Consider the following 18,815-nt stretch of genomic DNA (forward strand, 5'->3'; position numbering starts at 1 on the left):
AGGAGACAGCATGGATTTCGAATATTCGGCCAAGACCAAGGAATTGCAGAAACGCGTCACCGCGTTCATGGACGAGCACATCTACCCGGCCGAAGCCGAGTACGCCGCCGAGCTGGCCGCCAACACGGCCGCGGGCAAGCGCTGGACCGCGCTCAAGACCGTCGAGAAGATCAAGGCCAAGGCCAAGGCCCAGGGACTGTGGAACCTTTTCCTGCCGGTCGACAGCGCCTCCGCCTCGGGCTATGAAGGCGCGGGCCTCACCAACCAGGAATACGCACCGCTGGCCGAGATCATGGGCCGCGTGCAATGGGCTTCGGAGGCCTTCAACTGCTCGGCGCCCGATACCGGCAACATGGAGACCATTGCCCGCTACGGCTCGGAGGCCATCAAGGCACGCTGGCTCAAGCCGCTGCTCGAAGGCGAGATCCGCTCGGCCTTCGCCATGACCGAACCCGACGTTGCCTCCAGCGATGCCACCAACATCTCGACCCGCATCGAGCGCCAGGGCGACGAGTACGTGATCAACGGCCACAAGTGGTGGATTTCAGGCGCCGCCGACCCACGCTGCGCCGTCTTCATCACCATGGGCAAGAGCGACCCCGATGCGCCGCGGCATTCACAGCAGAGCATGGTGATCGTGCCGGCCGATGCCAAGGGCATCCGCATCGTGCGCCCGCTCAACGTCATGGGCTACGACGATGCGCCGCACGGCCACGTCGAGATGTACTTCGAGAACGTGCGCGTGCCTGTCGACAACATCCTGCTGGGCGAAGGCCGCGGCTTTGAAATTGCCCAAGGCCGCCTTGGCCCCGGACGCATTCATCACTGCATGCGCCTGATCGGCCTGGCAGAGCGTGCGCTCGAGCTGATGTGCAAGCGCGCTTCTTCGCGCGTGGCCTTCGGCAAGACGGTCGCTTCGCAGACCGTGACACAAGAGCGCATTGCCGAGGCACGCTGCAAGATCGACATGGCGCGCCTGCTCACGCTCAAGGCCGCCTGGCTGATGGACGTGGCGGGCAACAAGGTTGCGAAGAACGAAATCGCGATGATCAAGGTGGTGGCGCCGAGCATGGCCTGCCAGGTGATCGACTGGGCCATGCAGGTGCATGGCGGCGGCGGCATGTGCGACGACTTTCCGCTGGCCTACGCCTACGCCGGCGCGCGCACGCTGCGCTTTGCGGACGGCCCGGACGAAGTGCACCGCAATGCAATCGCGAAATGGGAGCTGGGCAAGTACGCGCCCGGCAAGACCGAAGCCGAGGCACCCGTCACGCGCTTCTGATCTGCATTTACCCCTCTCCCTCCGGGAGAGGGTTGGGGTGAGGGCCGACGGCGACCAGTTCGCCTCGGCCTTTTTTTTTCAGAGCTTCTTCTGCAAAAACACTGCGTGCCCGAACGCAGGGTCGAGTTGATAGCCGCTGAATCCTTCACGCTCGTAGCTCCGCAGCGCCGATGCATTGCCAGACAGCACTTCCAGCGTGAGCTTGCAGGCACCGCGCGCACGGGCCTCCTGCTCCACCCGTTCGAACATGCGTTGCGCAACCCGCCGGCCGCGATGGCTGGGCAGCACGACGACGTCGTGCACATTGACCAGCGGCTTGCAGGCGAAGGTCGAAAAACCTTCGATGCAGTTGATGAGCCCCACGGGCTGCGTACCGTCGTAAGCCAGCACGCTGAAGGCCTGCGGCCGCGCTGCCAACGCAGCGGGCAAGCCGGCGCGCACCTTGGCCTCGAGCGGCGTGCCGCCGCCGGCTGGGTCCTGCGCATAAGCATCGAGCAAATCGACCAGCGCGGCCGAATGCGCGAGATTGCCGTAGTCCACCAGCACGACTTCGATCATCGCCGTCACTGTGCGGGCTCGAGCGTCGCGGCAAGGCGTTTGGCGCAAGACTCGGCCTGCTTCGCGTCGCGTGCCTCGACCATCACGCGCACCAGCGGCTCGGTGCCGCTCGCACGGATCAGCACGCGGCCGCCGTCGCCAAGTTCGGCCTCGATACGCTGCGTTTCGCTGGCCAGCGCCTTGTTGCTCTTCCAATCCTGTCCGGGCGTGAGCCGAACATTGATGAGGGTCTGCGGAAACAGCGTGATGTCCGCCAGCAGTTGCGCCACCGTCTTGCCGCTGCGCACGCAGGCTTGCAGCACCTGAAGCGCGCTCACAATGCCGTCGCCGGTGGTGTGGCGGTCGAGCGCCAGCAAGTGGCCGGAGCCTTCGCCGCCGAGCAGCCAGCCGCGCTTGTCGAGCTCTTCGAGCACGTACCGGTCGCCCACCTTGGCGCGCACGAATTCGATGCCCTGGTTGCGCAGCGCGACCTCGACGGCCTTGTTGGTCATGAGGGTGCCGACCACGCCGACGGGCCTTTCTCCGCGCGCAATGCGCTCGGCCACCATGAGGTAGAGCAGTTCGTCGCCGTTGAAAAGGCGTCCGCTCGCGTCGACAAGTTGCAGCCGGTCGGCGTCGCCGTCGAGCGCAATGCCGTAGTCGGCCTTTTGTGACGTCACGGCCTCCACCAAGGCGGCCGGGTGGGTCGCGCCGAAGCCCTTGTTGATGTTGAGCCCGTCCGGCGCGCAGCCGATGCTGGTGACCTCGGCCCCCAGCTCATGGAACACATTCGGCGCCACCTGGTAGGCCGCGCCATGCGCCGCATCGATCACGAGCTTCATGTCGCGCAGCGTCAGGTCGTTGGCGAAGGTACTCTTGCAGAACTCGATGTAGCGGCCGGGCGCGTCGTTGAGGCGGCGCGCCTTGCCGAGTTCTGCCGAGGTTGCCCACACGGGTGCCTCTTCGAGCGCGGCCTCCACCGCGAGCTCCCATTCGTCGTCGAGCTTGCTGCCGTGGGCGTTGAAAAACTTGATGCCGTTGTCGGGGTAGGCGTTGTGGCTCGCGCTGATCACCACGCCCAGGCTCGCACGCTGCGCGCGCGTGAGGTAGGCCACGCCCGGCGTGGGCAGCGGGCCCAGCAACACCACGTCGACACCGGCAGAGTTGAAGCCCGATTCCAGCGCCGATTCAAGCATGTAGCCCGAAATGCGCGTGTCCTTGCCGATCAGCACTGTCGGGCGCGACTGGCTCTTCTTGAGCACGCGGCCCACCGCATGCGCAAGGCGCAAGACGAAATCGGGAGTGATAGGCGACTGGCCGACCGTGCCGCGGATGCCGTCGGTGCCAAAGTATTTACGGGTCATGAGGTTTGTTCTTGTTGTCGATTGTTTGAAGCTGGTGCACCCGCCTGCGGCTCTTCGGCCTTCATGGCCCGCCACACGGCGAGTGCGGCCACGGTGTCGCGCACGTCATGCACCCGCACGATGGCCGCGCCGCGGTCCACCGCGAGCATTGCCGCCGTCACGCTGGGCACCAGGCGCTCGGCCGCGGCCGGAATGCCGCTGACGGTGCCGATCGAAGATTTGCGCGACCAGCCCAGCAGCAGCGGATAACCGGCCTCGAGCAATTCACGCTGGCGTGCCAGCAGGGCAAAATTTTGCGCCACCGTCTTGCCGAAACCAATACCGGGGTCCAAGGTGATTCGCGAAGGATCGACGTTCAGCAAACGAAGTTGCGCCGCTTGCTCGGCCCAGAACGCCAGCACCTGGGAGAGCACGTCGCCCTGCATGGGCGCGGTCTGCATGGTCTGCGGATCCCGGTGCATGTGCATCAGGCAAACGCCGCACGAAGGATGCGCCGCCACGGCTTCGCGTGCACCGGGCTGCCGCAGCGCCCAGACGTCGTTGACGATGTCGGCGCCCAGGTCGAGCACCGCGCGCATGACTTCAGGCTTGTAGGTGTCCACGGACACCGGCACGCCCAGCCTGACCGCTTCGCGCACCACCGGCAGCACGCGCGCCAGTTCGGCATCGAGCGGCACGGCCGGGCTGCCGGGCCGGGTCGACTCGCCACCAATGTCGAGGATGTCGGCGCCCTCTTTCAGCAACTGCTCGCAATGCTGCAGCGCGGCCGAGGTGGAGGCATGCGCCCCGCCGTCGGAAAACGAATCGGGGGTGACGTTGACAATGCCCATCACACGCGGCTGCGCGAGATCGATGGTGAATCGAGCGGTCTGCCAGGTCGGCGAAGCTGCCGTCATGGGGCACCTTCGCTATGAAAAACGGGGCCAAGGGCCCCGTTGTTGTGTGAAGCCGGATGCACTTCAGGCAGCTGTCGGTGCCGGATCCGGATTGACAGCCGGCGTACCGCCGCTGCCGCCGCTGCCCGAGGGCGGAATGCGCGGCGTCCAGTCCTTGGGCGGACGCGGTGCGCGGCCGGCCATGATGTCGTCGAGCTGTTCGCTGTCGATGGTTTCCCACTCGAGCAGGGCCTTGGCCATGGCGTGCATCTTGTCGCTGTTTTCCTCGATGAGGCGGCGCGCCAGGGCGTACTGCTCGTCGATGATGCGGCGGACTTCGGCATCGACCTTTTCCATGGTCTGCTCGCTCATGTTCGTGGTCTTGGTGACCGAGCGGCCCAGGAACACTTCGCCTTCGTTCTCGGCATAGACCATCGGGCCAAGTGCATCGGTCATGCCGTAGCGCGTGACCATGTCGCGGGCGATGGAGGTCGCGCGCTCGAAGTCGTTGCTGGCGCCGGTGGTCATCTGGTGCATGAACACTTCTTCGGCGATTCGGCCGCCGAACAGCATGCTGATCTGGTTCAGCATGTATTCGCGGTCATAGCTGTAGCGGTCTTGCGCCGGCAGGCTCATGGTCACGCCAAGGGCGCGGCCGCGCGGAATGATGGTGACCTTGTGGACAGGGTCGCACTTGGGCAGCAGCTTGCCGATGAGGGCGTGGCCAGACTCGTGGTACGCCGTGTTGCGGCGCTCTTCCTCGGGCATGACCATGCTCTTGCGCTCCGGGCCCATGAAGATCTTGTCCTTGGCCTTCTCGAAGTCCTGCATTTCAACGACGCGCGCATTGCGGCGCGCAGCCATCAGGGCAGCTTCGTTGCACAGGTTGGCCAGGTCGGCGCCGGACATGCCGGGCGTGCCGCGCGCGATCACGCTCGGGTTCACGTCCTGCCCGAGCGGCACCTTGCGCATATGCACGCCGAGGATCTGCTCGCGGCCGCGGATGTCGGGCAGCGTCACGTACACCTGACGGTCGAAACGGCCCGGGCGCAGCAGCGCGGCGTCCAGGATGTCGGGGCGATTGGTTGCAGCCACCACGATCACGCCGAGATTGGTTTCGAAACCGTCCATCTCGACCAGCATCTGGTTCAGGGTTTGTTCGCGCTCGTCGTTACCGCCACCCAGGCCGGCGCCGCGCTGGCGGCCCACCGCATCGATTTCGTCGATGAAGATGATGCAAGGAGCGTTCTTCTTGGCGTTCTCGAACATGTCGCGCACACGGGCCGCGCCCACGCCGACGAACATTTCAACGAAGTCGGAGCCCGAGATCGAGAAGAACGGCACCTTGGCTTCGCCGGCGATCGACTTGGCGAGCAAGGTCTTGCCGGTACCCGGAGGGCCGACCAGCAGCAGGCCGCGCGGAATGCGGCCGCCGAGCTTCTGGAAGCGCTGCGGGTCTTTCAGGAAGTCGACCACTTCACGGACTTCTTCCTTGGCCTCGTCGCAGCCTGCGACGTCGGCAAAAGTGACCGTGTTGTTGTTCTCGTCCATCATGCGGGCCTTGCTCTTGCCGAAGCTGAACGCTCCGCCCTTGCCGCCGCCCTGCATCTGGCGCATGAAGTAGATCCAGACGCCGATCAGGAGCAGCATCGGGCCCCAGCTCACCAGGAGCGTCATGAGGAGCGAGCCCTCTTCGCGCGGCTTGACGTCGAACTTGACGTTGTGGTCGATCAGGTCGCCCACCAGACCGCGGTCGAGCACCGTGGCCGTCGTGCGGATCTTGCGATCGTCGTTGGTGACGGCGATGATTTCTCCGCCGCCCGCGCCTTCAGGAATGACGGCGCTCTTGATCTGGTTGTTTCGGACCTGATCCAGGAATTCCGAATAACTCACCGTCCCCGAGCCGACGCCGCCGCGGGTGTCGAACTGCTTGAACACAGTGAACAACACCATGGCAATGACGAGCCATACGGCAACTTTGGAAAACCACTGATTGTTCAAACGAAGCTCCAGTCGAAAGCGCGTGACAAGATTGTGAAAAGAACGCGCTGTGGGTACGCAATTGCGCCCCATTTTAGGCTTTTCAAGCTACGAAAAGCCGGCATTTCCCTAATGCAGCCATAGCCTCCGAAGGGTTTGCGCCCCATTGACACCCCTTGGCGGCCCGTTCAAGGGGTTGCAGCGTCAAGGTATCAAAGCGTTTCCTGAGCCTTCAGACCCATGCCGACCAAAAAGGTTTCGGACGATTTGTCGCGCGAAGCCTTGGGCTTGAAGGGCTTTACGGTGCGAAAGTTCGCCTTGAACAGCTTCACCAGCTCGTCGTAGCCGCTGCCATGGAAGAGCTTGGCCACCAGCGCCCCTTCGGGCTTCAGGTGGTGCTGGGCGAAGTCGATTGCAAGCTCGATCAGGTGCGCAACCCGGGCGGCGTCGGCCGAGTGAATGCCCGAGAGGTTGGGCGCCATGTCCGAAACCACCAGGTCGGCCTTGCGGCCCGCCAGCACGCCCAGCACCTGCTCCAGCAGCTCCGCCTCGCGGAAGTCGCCTTGCAGGAAGGTCACGCCCTCGATGGGTTCCATCGGCAGGATGTCCAGCGCAATGATGGTGCCGTTCAATTCCCCGGCCGCGGCGCCGTCCGGCGACATGCGCCGCCGCAGGTACTGGCTCCAGGCGCCCGGGGTGGAACCCAGGTCGACCACCAGCTGGCCCGGCTTGACCAGCCCCAGCGACTCGTCGATTTCCTTGAGCTTGTAGGCGGCACGTGCGCGGTACCCCTCCCGCGTGGCCAGCTTCACATACGGATCGTTGATGTGGTCGTGCAGCCACGCCTTGTTGACTTTTTTGCTTTTTGCCTTGGTGCTCATGGGTGGCCTCCCGTGCTTCGCGCTGCGGTATTCGCTTGGAAGCGGCCCGGCGTTTCGAGAGGTTGCTTTCTACCCTCGATAATACGGGGATGCCCGCCATTCAACTTACCCCTGCCGAGCGCAAGGTGCACCGCGCCGAAGCTCACCACCTGGATCCGATCGTCATGGTCGGTGGAGACGGGCTGACCCCTGCCGTTAAAAAAGAAGCCGATGCGGCGCTCAAGGCCCACGGCCTGATCAAGATCCGCGTCTTTTCCGACGACCGCCTGGCGCGCGACGCCATGCTGCAGGAACTGGCCGATGAACTCGACGCGGCGCCCATCCAGCACATCGGCAAGCTGCTGGTGTTGTGGCGCCCCAAGCCCGAGAAGGAGCGAGTGGTCGACGAAGACCGCATGCCCGGCCCGCGCGACATCAAGGTGCTGAAGTACAGCAAGCGCGGCGGCCAGCGCCCCGAAATCAAGACCCTGCGCGTGCTCGGCAACCAGCGGCTCACCCCCGGCGGCACCATCAAGCGCGCCAAGGCGAAGCGGCCGCTTTCGGCCAAGAAGCGTAACCAGGCAGACTGAACTTGGTGCCAGCGCAAGGCGCCCAGCGCCATATCCTCTGCATGAAGTGGGGCACGAAATACGGCCCCGAATACGTCAACCGCCTCTACGCCATGGTGCGCCGCAACCTGAGCGGCGACTTCAAGTTCGTGTGCCTGACGGACGACGGCACCGGCATTCGCCCCGAAGTGACGTGCCTGCCGATTCCTCCACTCAACCTGCAACTGGCGCCGGGCCAGCGCGACGGCGCGTGGAAGAAGCTCACCACCTTCGAAAAAGACCTGCACGGCCTGCGCGGCACCGCCCTCTTCCTGGATGTGGACGTGGTGATCGTCGGCAGCCTCGATGCATTCTTCGAGCACCCCGGCGAGTTCCTGATCATTCATGACTACGCGCGCCCCTGGCGGCGACAGCGGATCACCGGCAATTCGTCGGTCTACCGCTTTGAACTCGGTGCCCATGCCGACGTGCTGGCGTACTTTCGCGACAACATGGACAAGGTGCAGGGCGAGTACCGCAACGAGCAGACCTACCTGTCCGCCATGATGCACAAGCAAGGCAAGCTGGGCTATTGGCCCGCGGCCTGGTGCCCGAGCTTCAAGTACCACGGCATACCCACCTGGCCGACCAACTACTGGGAAGAGCCCTTCGTGCCCGAAGGCGCGCGCATCATGGTGTTCCACGGCGAATGCAATCCGCCGGATGCGCTGGCGGGTCGCCGCAACCGGGCTTTCCGCTACATCCGGCGGGCAAACTGGATCGCGAAGTTCTGGAAGGAATGAGCTGAACGGACACGGGGCGGCAGCGCCGCCGCTGGTCCTCAGCTTGCCGCGGGCGCCTTGGCAGCGCCCATGCGCCACAGCAGTGCACCCGCGCACAGCCACTGAACCAGGTACATGCCGCTTCCCACGGCGTGCCAGAGCTTCAGGTTGTCGCGCGCAAGAATCCGGGGTGCCACGGCATATTGCTGGAGCAGTGCCAGCAGCAAGGCACCCAGTATCAGGAAGATGGCGGTCATCGACGCGTTGTCGATGCGGTCGTCCATCTTGGTCCTGAAATGAACCAGCAGCAGCAGGCCGCAGCCGATGGCGATCCAGCTCTGCGCCTCGAACAATTGCCCTGCGAAATTGCCCGCCACGGCGGGGTTGCCGAGCCGTGCGAAAAGCATCGGCACGACCAGAAAGCCGATCGTCGTGAGGCTGCCCCACCAGAAGGCGGCGAGCAACAGCGCGAGGCGGTCTTTCATCGGGCGTGAATCAGGTGGTCAGATGTAGCGAACCGCCACGATCTCGTAGCGCTTCAGGCCGCCCGGGGCCTGCACCTCGGCGACATCGCCTTCTTCCTTGCCGATGAGCGCACGCGCGATCGGGCTGGAGATATTGATGAGTCCGAGCTTCAGGTCGGCTTCGTCCTCGCCGACGATCTGGTACTTGACCGCTTCGCCGGTTTCTTCTTCCTCGAGTTCCACCGTGGAGCCGAACACCACCTTGCCGCCGGCATCGAGTTCGGCCGGATCGATGATCTGCGCGGCCGACAGCTTGCCTTCGACTTCCTGGATGCGGCCTTCGATGAAGCCCTGGCGGTCCTTGGCGACCTCGTACTCGGCGTTTTCGCTCAGGTCGCCCTGCGCGCGGGCTTCGGAAATCGCGTTGATGACCCAGGGGCGGTCCACGGTCTTGAGCTGATGCAGCTCGGCGCGCAGCTTCTCGGCACCGCGCTTGGTAATTGGGATGGTGGCCATGTTTGGTTCTCCATAAAGCGAAACCGCCGAACGCTGCCGTTCGGCGGTCGATTGGGGGAAAGGATCAGACGAGTGTGCGTCCGGTCAGCCGGCTCAGGATGGCGAGCGGGCTCGAATCCGGATTGTATTGCTTCGACGCAGCCAGATGAAGGGTCTGCTCGAGCATGTACTGGCCCGCCATAACGGCGTGCGAGGTCTGGTCCGAGAAGCAAACCCACACCGAACCCGGCGGAAATTCGGCCTTCTCCTGCGGCGAATTTTCCTGGTAGGCCATGTCCGATTTCATGCCGTCGTGCAGCTGCAGCATCAGGTGGTCGTATTCGCTGCGGAACGACTTGGTCACGTGCAGCGACTGCAGCAACTTCGCTTGCCAGCGCACATAGGGCTTGGCGCGCGGCAGAAAGCGCTTGGCGATGTCCTCGAAAGGTTCGCCCACGCGCCACACGCGCGGCGCGCCTTCTGGGTTCACGTTGGTGAACACCCGAAGGATGCGCTCGCCATAGTTGGGCCGCGAGGGAAATGCATCGACATGCAGGCGGCGGTCGTCGGCGCGCCACGATTGCACGCGCGTCTCGACTTGCGCTGGCCGGTAGCTGGTCGGCGCCAGCCGCAGGGCTGGCGTGTAGTGCGGCAGCAGGCCGTGGATGAGTTGCTGCGCCTGCGCGCGAAACCGCCCCACCATTGCCGTTGCCTTGCGCTGCACGTCCTCGTCGCCGACAGCGCCCTTGAGCTTGCCGTTGGCGTCGAGGCTGATGTTGCGCACATCCGGCGACAGCAGGCTCGGCGTGAGCAGGCTGCGCTCTTCGGGCAGCAGCTCGAAGCCCAGGCGCGGAAAGTACAGCACCTTGCCCGCTTCCAGTTCGGCGATCCACGCTTCGTTGGGCGTGGCCGCGTTCCAGTCCGCGAGGTCGAGTTCGACGAGCTGCGTTTCCATGGCCACGCTCAGGCGGCTGCCAGCTGCGCGTGCATCTCCTGCACCGAGATCACGCCGAGCTCGTCCATGAAGCCCATGCCTTCGACCGCAGCCTCGGCACCAAAGATGGTGGTGAAGGTGGTCACGCGCGCGAGCAGCGCCGAGGTGCGGATCTGGCGCGAGTCGTTGATCGCGTTGCGGCGCTCTTCCACCGTGTTGATGACCAGGGCGATCTCGTTGTTCTTGATCATGTCCACGATGTGCGGGCGGCCTTCGGTCACCTTGTTCACCGTTGCGCATTCGATGCCCGCGGCGCCGATGGCGGCGGCCGTGCCCTTGGTGGCGATGATCTCGAAGCCCAGCTTGACCAGGCCGCGCGCCACTTCCACGGCGCGCGCCTTGTCGTTGTTCTTCACCGAGATGAAGACCTTGCCCGACTTCGGCAGGTGCGTGCCCGCGCCCAGCTGCGACTTCACGAAGGCTTCGCCGAAGGTCTTGCCCACGCCCATCACTTCGCCGGTCGACTTCATCTCGGGGCCGAGGATGGTGTCGACGCCCGGGAACTTGACGAACGGGAACACGGCCTCCTTCACGCTGAAGTAAGGCGGCGTCACTTCCTTGGTCACACCCTGCGACTTGAGCGACTGGCCGGCCATGCAGCGTGCCGCCACCTTGGCGAGCTGGATGCCCGTGGCCTTGCTCACGTAAGGCACGGTGCGCGAAGCACGCGGGTTCACTTCGAGGACGTAGATGACGTCCTTGCCGTCCTTCTGCTGAATGGCGAACTGCACGTTCATCAGGCCCACCACGTTGAGCGCGGCGGCCATGGCGGCGCTCTGGCGCTTCAGCTCTGCAATGGTCTCGGCGCTCAGGCTGTAGGGTGGCAGCGAGCAGGCGGAGTCGCCCGAGTGCACGCCGGCTTGCTCGATGTGCTCCATCACGCCGCCGATCAGGGTCTGGCCCTCGGCATCGCGCAAGCAATCGACGTCGCACTCGACAGCATCGTTCAGGAAGCGGTCGAGCAGCACCGGCGAGTCGTTGCTCACCTTGACCGCTTCGCGCATGTAGCGCTCGAGGTCGCGCTGCTCGTGCACGATTTCCATCGCGCGGCCGCCGAGCACATAGCTCGGGCGCACCACCAGCGGATAGCCAAGGGCCGCGGCCTTCTCGAGCGCCTCGGATTCGGTGCGCGCGGTGGCGTTCGGCGGTTGCAGCAGCTTGAGCTCATGCAGCAGCTTCTGGAAACGCTCGCGGTCTTCGGCCGCGTCGATCATGTCGGGCGAGGTGCCGATGATCGGCACCCCGTTTGCCTCGAGGTCGAGCGCGAGCTTGAGCGGCGTCTGGCCGCCGTACTGCACGATCACGCCGAGCGGCTTTTCCTTGTCGACGATCTCGAGCACGTCTTCGAGCGTGAGCGGCTCGAAGTACAGGCGGTCGCTGGTGTCGTAGTCGGTCGACACGGTCTCCGGGTTGCAGTTGACCATGATGGTCTCGTAGCCGTCCTCGCGCATGGCGAGCGCGGCATGCACGCAGCAGTAGTCGAACTCGATGCCCTGGCCGATGCGGTTGGGACCGCCGCCGAGCACCATGATCTTCTTCTTGTCCGTCGGGTCGGCTTCACACTCGTCCTCGTAGGTCGAGTACATGTAGGCCGTGTTGGTCGCGAACTCAGCCGCGCAGGTGTCCACGCGCTTGTAGACCGGGCGCACTCCCAGCGCGCGGCGCTTCTCGCGAATGGCGGTGTCGGTGGTCTTGAGCTGCTTGGCCAGGCGGCGATCGGAAAAGCCCTTCTTCTTGAGCGCGAGCAGCGTGTCCTTGTCGATGTCGTCCAGCGACTTGGTTTCGAGCTCGAGTTCGATCTTCACGATCTCTTCGATCTGCACCAGGAACCACGGGTCGATCTTGGTCAGCGCAAACACCTCATCGACGCTCAGGCCCATGGCGAAGGCGTCGCCCACGTACCAGATGCGCTCGGGACCCGGTTCGCCCAGTTCCTTTTCGAGCACTTCGCGGTCTTGCGTCTTCTCGTTCAGGCCGTCGACACCCACTTCAAGGCCGCGCAGCGCCTTCTGGAACGACTCCTGGAAGGTGCGGCCCATGGCCATCACCTCGCCCACGGACTTCATCTGCGTCGTGAGACGCGAGTCGGCCTGCGGGAATTTCTCGAAGGCGAAGCGCGGAATCTTGGTGACTACGTAGTCGATCGACGGTTCAAACGACGCGGGCGTGGCGCCGCCGGTGATTTCGTTGCGCAGCTCGTCGAGCGTGTAGCCCACGGCCAGCTTGGCCGCGACCTTGGCAATCGGGAAGCCCGTGGCCTTGGAGGCCAGTGCCGACGAACGCGAGACGCGCGGGTTCATCTCGATGACGACCATGCGGCCGTCCTTCGGGTTGATGGAGAACTGAACGTTCGAACCGCCGGTATCCACGCCGATCTCGCGCAGCACGGCCAGCGAGGCGTTGCGAAGGATCTGGTATTCCTTGTCGGAGAGCGTCTGCGCGGGTGCCACGGTGATCGAGTCGCCGGTGTGCACGCCCATCGGGTCGAGGTTTTCGATCGAGCAGACGATGATGCAGTTGTCGGCTTTGTCGCGCACGACTTCCATCTCGTACTCTTTCCAGCCGAGCAGCGATTCTTCGATCAGCAGTTCGTTGGTGGGCGAAGCTTCGATGCCGCGCTTGCAGATGGTCTCGAACTCTTCCGGGTTGTAGGCAATGCCGCCGCCGGTGCCACCGAGCGTGAAGCTGGGGCGGATCACGGTCGGGAAGCCGACCGACTTCTGCACGGCCCAGGCTTCGTCCATCGAGTGGGCAATGCCGGAGCGTGCCGAGCCGAGGCCGATCTTGGTCATCGCGTCCTTGAACTTCAGGCGGTCTTCGGCCTTGTCGATGGCTTCGGGCGTGGCGCCGATGAGTTCGACCGGCTTGTTGGTGGCTGCGCCGGTGTACTTTTCGAGCACGCCGTTGCGCCAGAGGTCGAGCGCGCAGTTGAGCGCGGTCTGGCCGCCCATGGTCGGCAGGATCGCGTCGGGGCGCTCCTTGGCGATGATCTTCTCGACCGTCTGCCAGGTGATCGGCTCGATGTAGGTCACGTCGGCCGTGGCCGGGTCGGTCATGATCGTCGCGGGGTTGCTGTTGATCAGGATGACCTTGTAGCCCTCTTCGCGCAGAGCCTTGCAAGCCTGCACGCCGGAGTAGTCGAACTCGCAGGCCTGGCCGATGATGATCGGGCCGGCGCCGATGATGAGAATGGATTTGAGGTCTGAGCGCTTGGGCATCTTATTTGTCCTTGGTGAAACCGATGCCGCGGCCGCTGTAGGCGCCCGGCTTCGGTTCATCCATCAGTTGATGGATCGCGTTGAATACATCGCGAAAGTTCTGGTCGTATCGCTGTTCCAGCGCGTTCAGCTTGCGTTTGAGATCGGCGTGCTCCGACAGCATGCTGCGCAGCTTGACGAAGGTACGCATGATCTCGATGTTGACGGCCACGGCGCGTTCGCTGCGCAGCACGCTCGACAACATGGCCACGCCCTGTTCGGTGAACGCCACGCTGCGGTAGCGCGCGCCGCCGGAACCCGGCTTCTCGGCTTTTGAGATCACAAGTTGTGATCTCAAATTCTCGAGGTCGTGGTTTTCGAGGGTGAAGGCAAAGTCCGCGGGAAAACGATCGAGGTTGCGGCGCATGGCCTGCAACAACACGCGGGTCTCGACGCCGTAGAGCGCGGCAAGGTCCTGCGCCAGCATGACCTTGAGGCCGCGCAGCACATAGATCTTGCCCTCGGCATCGCGCAATGCGGCGATGACCGAGACGTCGAGCACCGCGGGTGCATCAGCCACGTGCCTGCTCTCCACGTGCCTGCTCCATGAGCGCGGTGAAGCGGTCGAACAGGTAGCCGATGTCGTGCGGGCCGGGCGAGGCCTCCGGGTGGCCCTGGAAGCAGAACGCCGGCCTGTCGGTGCGCGCAAGGCCCTGCAGCGTGTTGTCGAACAGGCTGATGTGGGTGGCGCGCAGGTTGGCCGGCAGCGACTTCTCGTCGACCGCGAAGCCATGGTTCTGGCTGGTGATGCTCACGCGGCCGTTGTCCAGGTCTTTCACCGGATGGTTCGCGCCGTGGTGGCCGAACTTCATCTTGAAGGTCTTCGCACCCGAGGCCAGCGCCATGATCTGGTGCCCCAGGCAGATGCCGAAGGTCGGAATGCCGGTCTCGATGAGTTCCTTGACCGCGCTGATGGCGTAATCGCAAGGCTCCGGGTCGCCCGGGCCGTTGGCCAGGAAGATGCCGTCGGGTTTGAGCTTGAGCACATCGGCGGCGGGCGTTTGCGCCGGCACCACGGTGATGCGGGCGCCGCGCTGCGCGATCATGCGCAGGATGTTCTTCTTGACGCCGTAATCGAACGCCACCACGTGGAACTTGGGCGTGATCTGCACGCCGTAGCCCGGCTTGCCGTTCGAGTTCACGAGCTTCCACTCAGTTTCGGTCCACTCGTAGGTCTGCTTCACCGACACGACCTTGGCCAGGTCGAGCCCGGCCATGTTGGGCGCGCCCTTGGCGGCGGCAATGGCCTTGTCGATCAGCGCCTGCGTCACGGCTTCGCCCGCGGCCAGGCCGAGGATGCAGCCGTTCTGCGCGCCATGGGTGCGCAGGTGGCGGGTCAGCTTGCGGGTGTCGATGTTCGCGATGGCCACCGTCTTGCCGGCCACGAGGTATTCGTTCAGCGTCGCGGTCTTGCGGAAATTGGATGCGACGAGCGGCAGGTCTTTGATGATCAGGCCAGCGGCATGGATCTTGTCGGCTTCGATGTCTTCCCCGTTGACGCCGTAGTTGCCGATATGCGGATACGTGAGCGTCACGATCTGCTGGCAATAACTCGGGTCGGTGAGGATTTCCTGGTAACCGGTCATGGAGGTGTTGAACACCACTTCACCGGTCGTGGAGCCGGCGGCTCCGATCGAATTGCCTTGAAAGACCGTGCCGTCTGCGAGCGCCAGGATGGCGGGCGGGAAACTTCCCTTGAGAGACAAAAGCACTGGGTTCTCCGGATGGTTACGGTCGCCCGGAGCCCCAGGCGCGTTGCCTGCGGACTGCTGCTTAAGGGGAAGATGGCGTTGTAGGCGGCCGGGCGACGCTATTGCGAGTAAGCCCCCGATTGTAGCCCGGCGGCGTCACCCTCCTGACTTGAAAGGCCGGAAAACATACGAGGCCGACGCCTTTATGGCGTCCGGGAATCAGGAATTCACCCGCGCAAGGCCGGCCGCGCCGCTCGCGTGCAGGCAGATGGCGGCCGCGGCAGCCACGTTCAGCGATTCCTCGCCGCCGGGCTGCGCAATGCGGATGTGGTGCGTTGCCCGGGCTTCCAGCGCCGCGGAAACGCCCTGCCCCTCGTGCCCCATGAGCCAGGCGCAGGGATGCGGCAGCCTGGCCTCGTGCAGCCATTCGCCCCGGTGCGAGCTGGTGGCCACCAGCGGCACCTTCAGCTCGTCGAGCGCATCGGCTTCCACGCCTTCGATCAACCGCAGGCCGAAATGGGCGCCCATGCCTGCCCGCAGCACCTTGGGCGCCCACAACGCGGCCGTGCCCTTGAGCGCAATCACCTGCCTGAACCCGAAAGCCGCCGCGCTGCGCAGGATGGAACCGGCATTACCGGCGTCCTGGAGGCGGTCGAGCACGACGCTGGGCGCGTCGGGCAGCAGCGCCGGCCGCTCAGGCAGATCGAGCACGAAACCCATGGGCGCGGGCGACTCCAGTCCGCTGGCCCCGCGCAAGAGATCGTCGTCGACCACTACGGTTTTTATAGCAACACTCGCCCATTCGGCAGGACACTGCGGCCAGAACGATTCTGAAAAAACGGCGATGGCGGGCTTGATGCCCCTGGCGAGCGCCGCGCGGCAGAGGTGATCGCCCTCCAGCCACACGCGGCCGAGCTTGCGGTAGGCACCGGGGTCCTGGGCCAGCTTGCGCAAGTCCTTGAGCAGCGGGTTGTCGCGCGAGCTGATGTGGCTCGCGCCCGATGGAGTGGTCATGCGTCGGGAATCTCAGGGCGCCGTGCGCAAGTCGAGATGCACGGTCTCGACCGTTGAGGCGGCCACCGCGAGCGGCATGGAGGCTTCGGCCGGCACGGCAGCCTCGCCGGCTGCACGTGCCAGGGCCGCGGCCACCGGGCTGAACGAGCGGCGGTGGTGAACGCAGGCGCCATGGCGCAGCAGCGCCTCCAGATGCTCCGGCGTGCCGTAGCCCTTGTGGCCGGCAAAACCATAGTGGGGAAATTCGACGTGCAGTTGCTCGCACAGGCGGTCGCGGTGGACCTTGGCGAGGATGGAGGCAGCCGAGATCGCCTTGACCCGCGCGTCGCCCTTCACGATGGCCTCGGCCAGCACATCGAGTGTGGGCAATCGGTTGCCGTCGACCAGCACTTTCGCAGGCTTGAGGCGCAGCCCTCCACCGCGCGGCGCATCGCGAGCATCGTGGCCTGCAGGATGTTGTGGGTGTCGATTTCCTCGACCGTGGCCTGCGCCACCGAGCAGCACAGCGCTTTTGCAAGAATCTGGTCGTGCAGGCGCTCGCGCTGGAGCGCCGTAAGCGTCTTGGAGTCGGCCAGTCCGCGGATCGGCCGTTGGTCGTCCAGGATGACGGCCGCGGCCACCACCGGGCCGGCCAGCGGTCCGCGGCCCGCTTCGTCCACGCCCGCAACAAGGCCCGGCGCGTCCCACACCAGGGCCGCCTGCTCAGCCTTCAAGAACTTTCTGGATCGCATCGGCGCAAAGTGTCGGCGTATCGCGCTGCAGTTGCACGTGCAGCTCTGAAAATTTTTGTTGCAGCGCCCGGGTTTTTTCAGGTGCATCGAGCCATTCCAGCGTGGCGTGGGCCAGCGCCTCCGGCGTGGCTGCCTCCTGCAGCAGCTCGGGCACCACGAACTCGCGCGCCAGGATGTTGGGCAAACCGACCCAGGGCTGGAGCTGCTTGCGCTGCATCAGGCGCCACGAGAGCGCGTTCATGTTGTACGCGATGACCATCGGCCGCTTGAACAGCGCTGCCTCGAGCGTGGCGGTGCCGCTGGCAATCAGCGTCACGTCGCACGCAGCCAGCGCGGCGTGCGACTGGCCGTCGAGCAGCTTCACCCGGCCCGCCGCGCCACTGGCCTGCAACAAGGCCTCGACCTCCACGCGGAGCCCCGGAAGGATGGGGGCGACAAACTGAAGTGCCGGCCTTGCCTTGAGCATTTGCGCCGCGGCGGCGAAGAATCGCGCGGCCAGATAACGCACCTCCGAACGGCGGCTGCCGGGCAGCAAGGCGACGACCTGCGCATCCGGCGCCAGGCCCAACGTTGCGCGGGCGGCGCCACGGTCGGGTGCCATCGGAATCACATTGGCCAGCGGATGGCCGACGTAGCTGCCCTGCACCCCGTTTTCCGCCAGCAGCGCGGGCTCGAACGGAAAGATGCACAGCACATGGTCGGCCGCGGCGCGAATCTTTTCGATGCGCTCTGCGCGCCAGGCCCAGATCGAAGGACAGACGAAGTGAACAGTCTTCATGCCGCGGCTGCGCAACCCAGCCTCGAGATCGAGGTTGAAATCGGGTGCGTCCACGCCAATGAAGAGTTCGGGCCACTCGCGCAGCAGCCGTGCCTTGAGCTGGCGGCGGATGCCGGCAATTTCGGCATAGTGGCGCAGCACCTCGATATAGCCGCGCACCGCGAGTTTTTCTTGCGGCCACCAGCTCTGGAAACCGTGCGCGAGCATTCGGGGCCGCCGATGCCGGCGGTCTGGAGCGATGGCCAACGCGCCTGCAGGCCGTCCAGGAGCAGGCCGGCCAGCAGGTCGCCGGACGCCTCTCCCGCGACCAGCGCGAACCGTCGCTGTTCGTCCTTGCCCATGCGACTGCTACTTCCAGCGCGCGATGCCGCGCGTCGAGTTGAAGAGAAAACGCTCCATCAGCGCCACGTCCTCGGCCGCTTCAGGGGTTTCGGCCGCCAAGGCGTTGATGCCGGCGCGCGCTTCTTCGAGCGTCTTGCCCTGACGGTACAGCAGGCGATGCATCTGCTTCACCGCCGCAAGGCGGGGTGCCGAAAAATCGCGCCGGCGCAGACCCACGACGTTGAAGCCGCGCACAGCCAGCGGGTTGCCGTCGACCAGCATGAAGGGAGGCACGTCCTGCGACACGGCACTGGCAAAACCCACCATGGCGTGCGCGCCGATCGAAACGAACTGGTGAATGCCCGTCAGCCCGCCGATCGTGACCCAGTCGGCCAGATGCACGTGGCCGGCCAATGTGGTGTTGTTGGCCAAGGTGGTGTGGTCATCGACACGGCAGTCGTGCGCGATGTGCGTGTACGCCATGATCCAGTTGTCGTTGCCCACGCGCGTGATGCCGCCCGCCCCCGGCACGCCGAGGTTGAAGGTGCAGAACTCGCGAATGACGTTGCGGTCGCCAATGACCAGCTCGGTCGGCTCGCCGGCGTATTTCTTGTCCTGCGGCACGGCGCCCAGCGAAGAAAACTGGAAGATCCGGTTGTCGCGGCCGATGGTGGTGCGGCCCTCGATCACGCAATGCGCGCCGATGGTCGTCCCGGCGCCAACCCGCACATGAGGGCCGATGATGGTGTACGGCCCGACCGAAACCGAGGCGTCGAGTTCTGCCTTCGGATCGATGAGCGCTGTCGGATGAACCTGCGTCATGCCTTGTTGTAACCGCCGCA

16 protein-coding genes and 2 pseudogenes are annotated in these 18,815 nt (G+C 65.0%); 3 read left to right on the forward strand and 15 right to left on the reverse strand.

What is annotated here, in order from left to right; translation table 11 throughout:
- The first annotated feature begins 10 nt into the window (after positions 1-10).
- The gene (locus tag M0765_RS25160; RefSeq protein ID WP_258506648.1) at positions 11-1,282 is read left to right on the forward strand and encodes an acyl-CoA dehydrogenase family protein; all 1,272 of its coding nucleotides are present in this window, start codon (positions 11-13) and stop codon (positions 1,280-1,282) included.
- 78 nt (positions 1,283-1,360) lie between these two features.
- On the opposite strand, the gene M0765_RS25165 is transcribed toward M0765_RS25160, so the two are convergent.
- The 5 genes from M0765_RS25165 to M0765_RS25185 form a co-directional block, all read right to left on the reverse strand.
- Positions 1,361-1,840, reverse strand: coding sequence for a GNAT family N-acetyltransferase (locus M0765_RS25165; RefSeq protein ID WP_258506649.1), 480 nt, complete (start codon positions 1,838-1,840; stop codon positions 1,361-1,363).
- A 5-nt stretch (positions 1,841-1,845) separates the two neighbouring features.
- The gene (glmM, locus tag M0765_RS25170; RefSeq protein ID WP_258506652.1) at positions 1,846-3,183 is read right to left on the reverse strand and encodes a phosphoglucosamine mutase; all 1,338 of its coding nucleotides are present in this window, start codon (positions 3,181-3,183) and stop codon (positions 1,846-1,848) included.
- On the reverse strand, positions 3,180-4,079 hold the full coding sequence (folP, locus tag M0765_RS25175; RefSeq protein WP_258506654.1) for a dihydropteroate synthase: 900 nt from the start codon (positions 4,077-4,079) through the stop codon (positions 3,180-3,182). The genes glmM and folP overlap by 4 nt, the downstream gene beginning before the upstream one ends.
- Positions 4,080-4,142: 63 nt before the next feature.
- Complete coding sequence (gene ftsH, locus M0765_RS25180) at positions 4,143-6,059, reverse strand: ATP-dependent zinc metalloprotease FtsH (protein ID WP_126749832.1); 1,917 nt, start codon at positions 6,057-6,059, stop codon at positions 4,143-4,145.
- Between the two features lie 191 nt (positions 6,060-6,250).
- The gene (locus tag M0765_RS25185; RefSeq protein WP_157614149.1) at positions 6,251-6,919 is read right to left on the reverse strand and encodes an RlmE family RNA methyltransferase; all 669 of its coding nucleotides are present in this window, start codon (positions 6,917-6,919) and stop codon (positions 6,251-6,253) included.
- Positions 6,920-7,008: 89 nt separating this feature from the next.
- On the opposite strand from M0765_RS25185, the gene M0765_RS25190 reads away from it, so the two are divergent.
- Together M0765_RS25190 and M0765_RS25195 are read left to right on the forward strand one after the other, a co-directional pair.
- Positions 7,009-7,488, forward strand: a complete 480-nt coding sequence (locus tag M0765_RS25190; protein WP_258506656.1) for a YhbY family RNA-binding protein — start codon at positions 7,009-7,011, stop codon at positions 7,486-7,488.
- A 41-nt stretch (positions 7,489-7,529) separates the two neighbouring features.
- A complete protein-coding gene (locus M0765_RS25195; protein ID WP_258506657.1) occupies positions 7,530-8,249 on the forward strand; it encodes a glycosyltransferase in 720 nt (239 codons plus the stop codon).
- Between the two features lie 38 nt (positions 8,250-8,287).
- Here the strand turns inward: M0765_RS25195 and M0765_RS25200 are convergent, their stop codons facing one another.
- From M0765_RS25200 to lpxA, 10 genes and pseudogenes are all read right to left on the reverse strand, one after another.
- Entirely contained in the window at positions 8,288-8,713 is a 426-nt protein-coding gene (locus M0765_RS25200; protein ID WP_258506659.1) for a DUF4149 domain-containing protein, read from the reverse strand.
- Positions 8,714-8,731: 18 nt separating this feature from the next.
- Positions 8,732-9,208 (reverse strand): transcription elongation factor GreA, encoded by a 477-nt coding sequence (gene greA, locus M0765_RS25205; protein ID WP_126749827.1) that lies wholly within the window; start codon positions 9,206-9,208, stop codon positions 8,732-8,734.
- A 64-nt stretch (positions 9,209-9,272) separates the two neighbouring features.
- The gene (locus tag M0765_RS25210) at positions 9,273-10,142 is read right to left on the reverse strand and encodes a Kdo hydroxylase family protein (protein WP_258506661.1); all 870 of its coding nucleotides are present in this window, start codon (positions 10,140-10,142) and stop codon (positions 9,273-9,275) included.
- A gap of 8 nt (positions 10,143-10,150) precedes the next feature.
- On the reverse strand, positions 10,151-13,399 hold the full coding sequence (gene carB, locus M0765_RS25215; RefSeq protein ID WP_258506662.1) for a carbamoyl-phosphate synthase large subunit: 3,249 nt from the start codon (positions 13,397-13,399) through the stop codon (positions 10,151-10,153).
- A gap of 1 nt (position 13,400) precedes the next feature.
- On the reverse strand, positions 13,401-13,940 hold the full coding sequence (locus tag M0765_RS25220; RefSeq protein ID WP_258506663.1) for an ORF6N domain-containing protein: 540 nt from the start codon (positions 13,938-13,940) through the stop codon (positions 13,401-13,403).
- 10 nt (positions 13,941-13,950) lie between these two features.
- Positions 13,951-15,150: a glutamine-hydrolyzing carbamoyl-phosphate synthase small subunit gene (gene carA, locus M0765_RS25225; RefSeq protein ID WP_258506665.1), complete on the reverse strand. Its 1,200-nt coding sequence runs from the start codon at positions 15,148-15,150 to the stop codon at positions 13,951-13,953.
- Positions 15,151-15,348: 198 nt separating this feature from the next.
- Positions 15,349-16,143: a TrmH family RNA methyltransferase gene (locus tag M0765_RS25230; protein ID WP_258506667.1), complete on the reverse strand. Its 795-nt coding sequence runs from the start codon at positions 16,141-16,143 to the stop codon at positions 15,349-15,351.
- 12 nt (positions 16,144-16,155) lie between these two features.
- Positions 16,156-16,874: pseudogene (rnhB, locus tag M0765_RS25235) on the reverse strand (ribonuclease HII).
- Positions 16,846-17,993 (reverse strand): annotated as a pseudogene (gene lpxB / locus M0765_RS25240) (lipid-A-disaccharide synthase). Before lpxB ends, rnhB begins: the two co-directional pseudogenes overlap by 29 nt.
- Before the next feature lie 7 nt (positions 17,994-18,000).
- Positions 18,001-18,795, reverse strand: coding sequence for an acyl-ACP--UDP-N-acetylglucosamine O-acyltransferase (gene lpxA, locus M0765_RS25245; protein ID WP_258506671.1), 795 nt, complete (start codon positions 18,793-18,795; stop codon positions 18,001-18,003).
- Positions 18,796-18,815: the final 20 nt, after the last annotated feature.

Origin of the sequence: Variovorax sp. S12S4 (assembly GCF_023195515.1) — a bacterium.
GTDB lineage: Bacteria > Pseudomonadota > Gammaproteobacteria > Burkholderiales > Burkholderiaceae_C > Variovorax.

Coding starts and splice junctions, on each gene's coding strand:
- M0765_RS25160 (WP_258506648.1), top strand. CDS start 11: ATGGATTTCGAATATTCGGCCAAGACCAAGGAATTGCAGAAACGCGTC.
- M0765_RS25165 (WP_258506649.1), bottom strand. CDS start 1,840: ATGATCGAAGTCGTGCTGGTGGACTACGGCAATCTCGCGCATTCGGCC.
- glmM (WP_258506652.1), bottom strand. CDS start 3,183: ATGACCCGTAAATACTTTGGCACCGACGGCATCCGCGGCACGGTCGGC.
- folP (WP_258506654.1), bottom strand. CDS start 4,079: ATGACGGCAGCTTCGCCGACCTGGCAGACCGCTCGATTCACCATCGAT.
- M0765_RS25185 (WP_157614149.1), bottom strand. CDS start 6,919: ATGAGCACCAAGGCAAAAAGCAAAAAAGTCAACAAGGCGTGGCTGCAC.
- M0765_RS25190 (WP_258506656.1), top strand. CDS start 7,009: ATGCCCGCCATTCAACTTACCCCTGCCGAGCGCAAGGTGCACCGCGCC.
- M0765_RS25195 (WP_258506657.1), top strand. CDS start 7,530: ATGAAGTGGGGCACGAAATACGGCCCCGAATACGTCAACCGCCTCTAC.
- M0765_RS25200 (WP_258506659.1), bottom strand. CDS start 8,713: ATGAAAGACCGCCTCGCGCTGTTGCTCGCCGCCTTCTGGTGGGGCAGC.
- greA (WP_126749827.1), bottom strand. CDS start 9,208: ATGGCCACCATCCCAATTACCAAGCGCGGTGCCGAGAAGCTGCGCGCC.
- M0765_RS25210 (WP_258506661.1), bottom strand. CDS start 10,142: ATGGAAACGCAGCTCGTCGAACTCGACCTCGCGGACTGGAACGCGGCC.
- carB (WP_258506662.1), bottom strand. CDS start 13,399: ATGCCCAAGCGCTCAGACCTCAAATCCATTCTCATCATCGGCGCCGGC.
- M0765_RS25230 (WP_258506667.1), bottom strand. CDS start 16,143: ATGACCACTCCATCGGGCGCGAGCCACATCAGCTCGCGCGACAACCCG.
- lpxA (WP_258506671.1), bottom strand. CDS start 18,795: ATGACGCAGGTTCATCCGACAGCGCTCATCGATCCGAAGGCAGAACTC.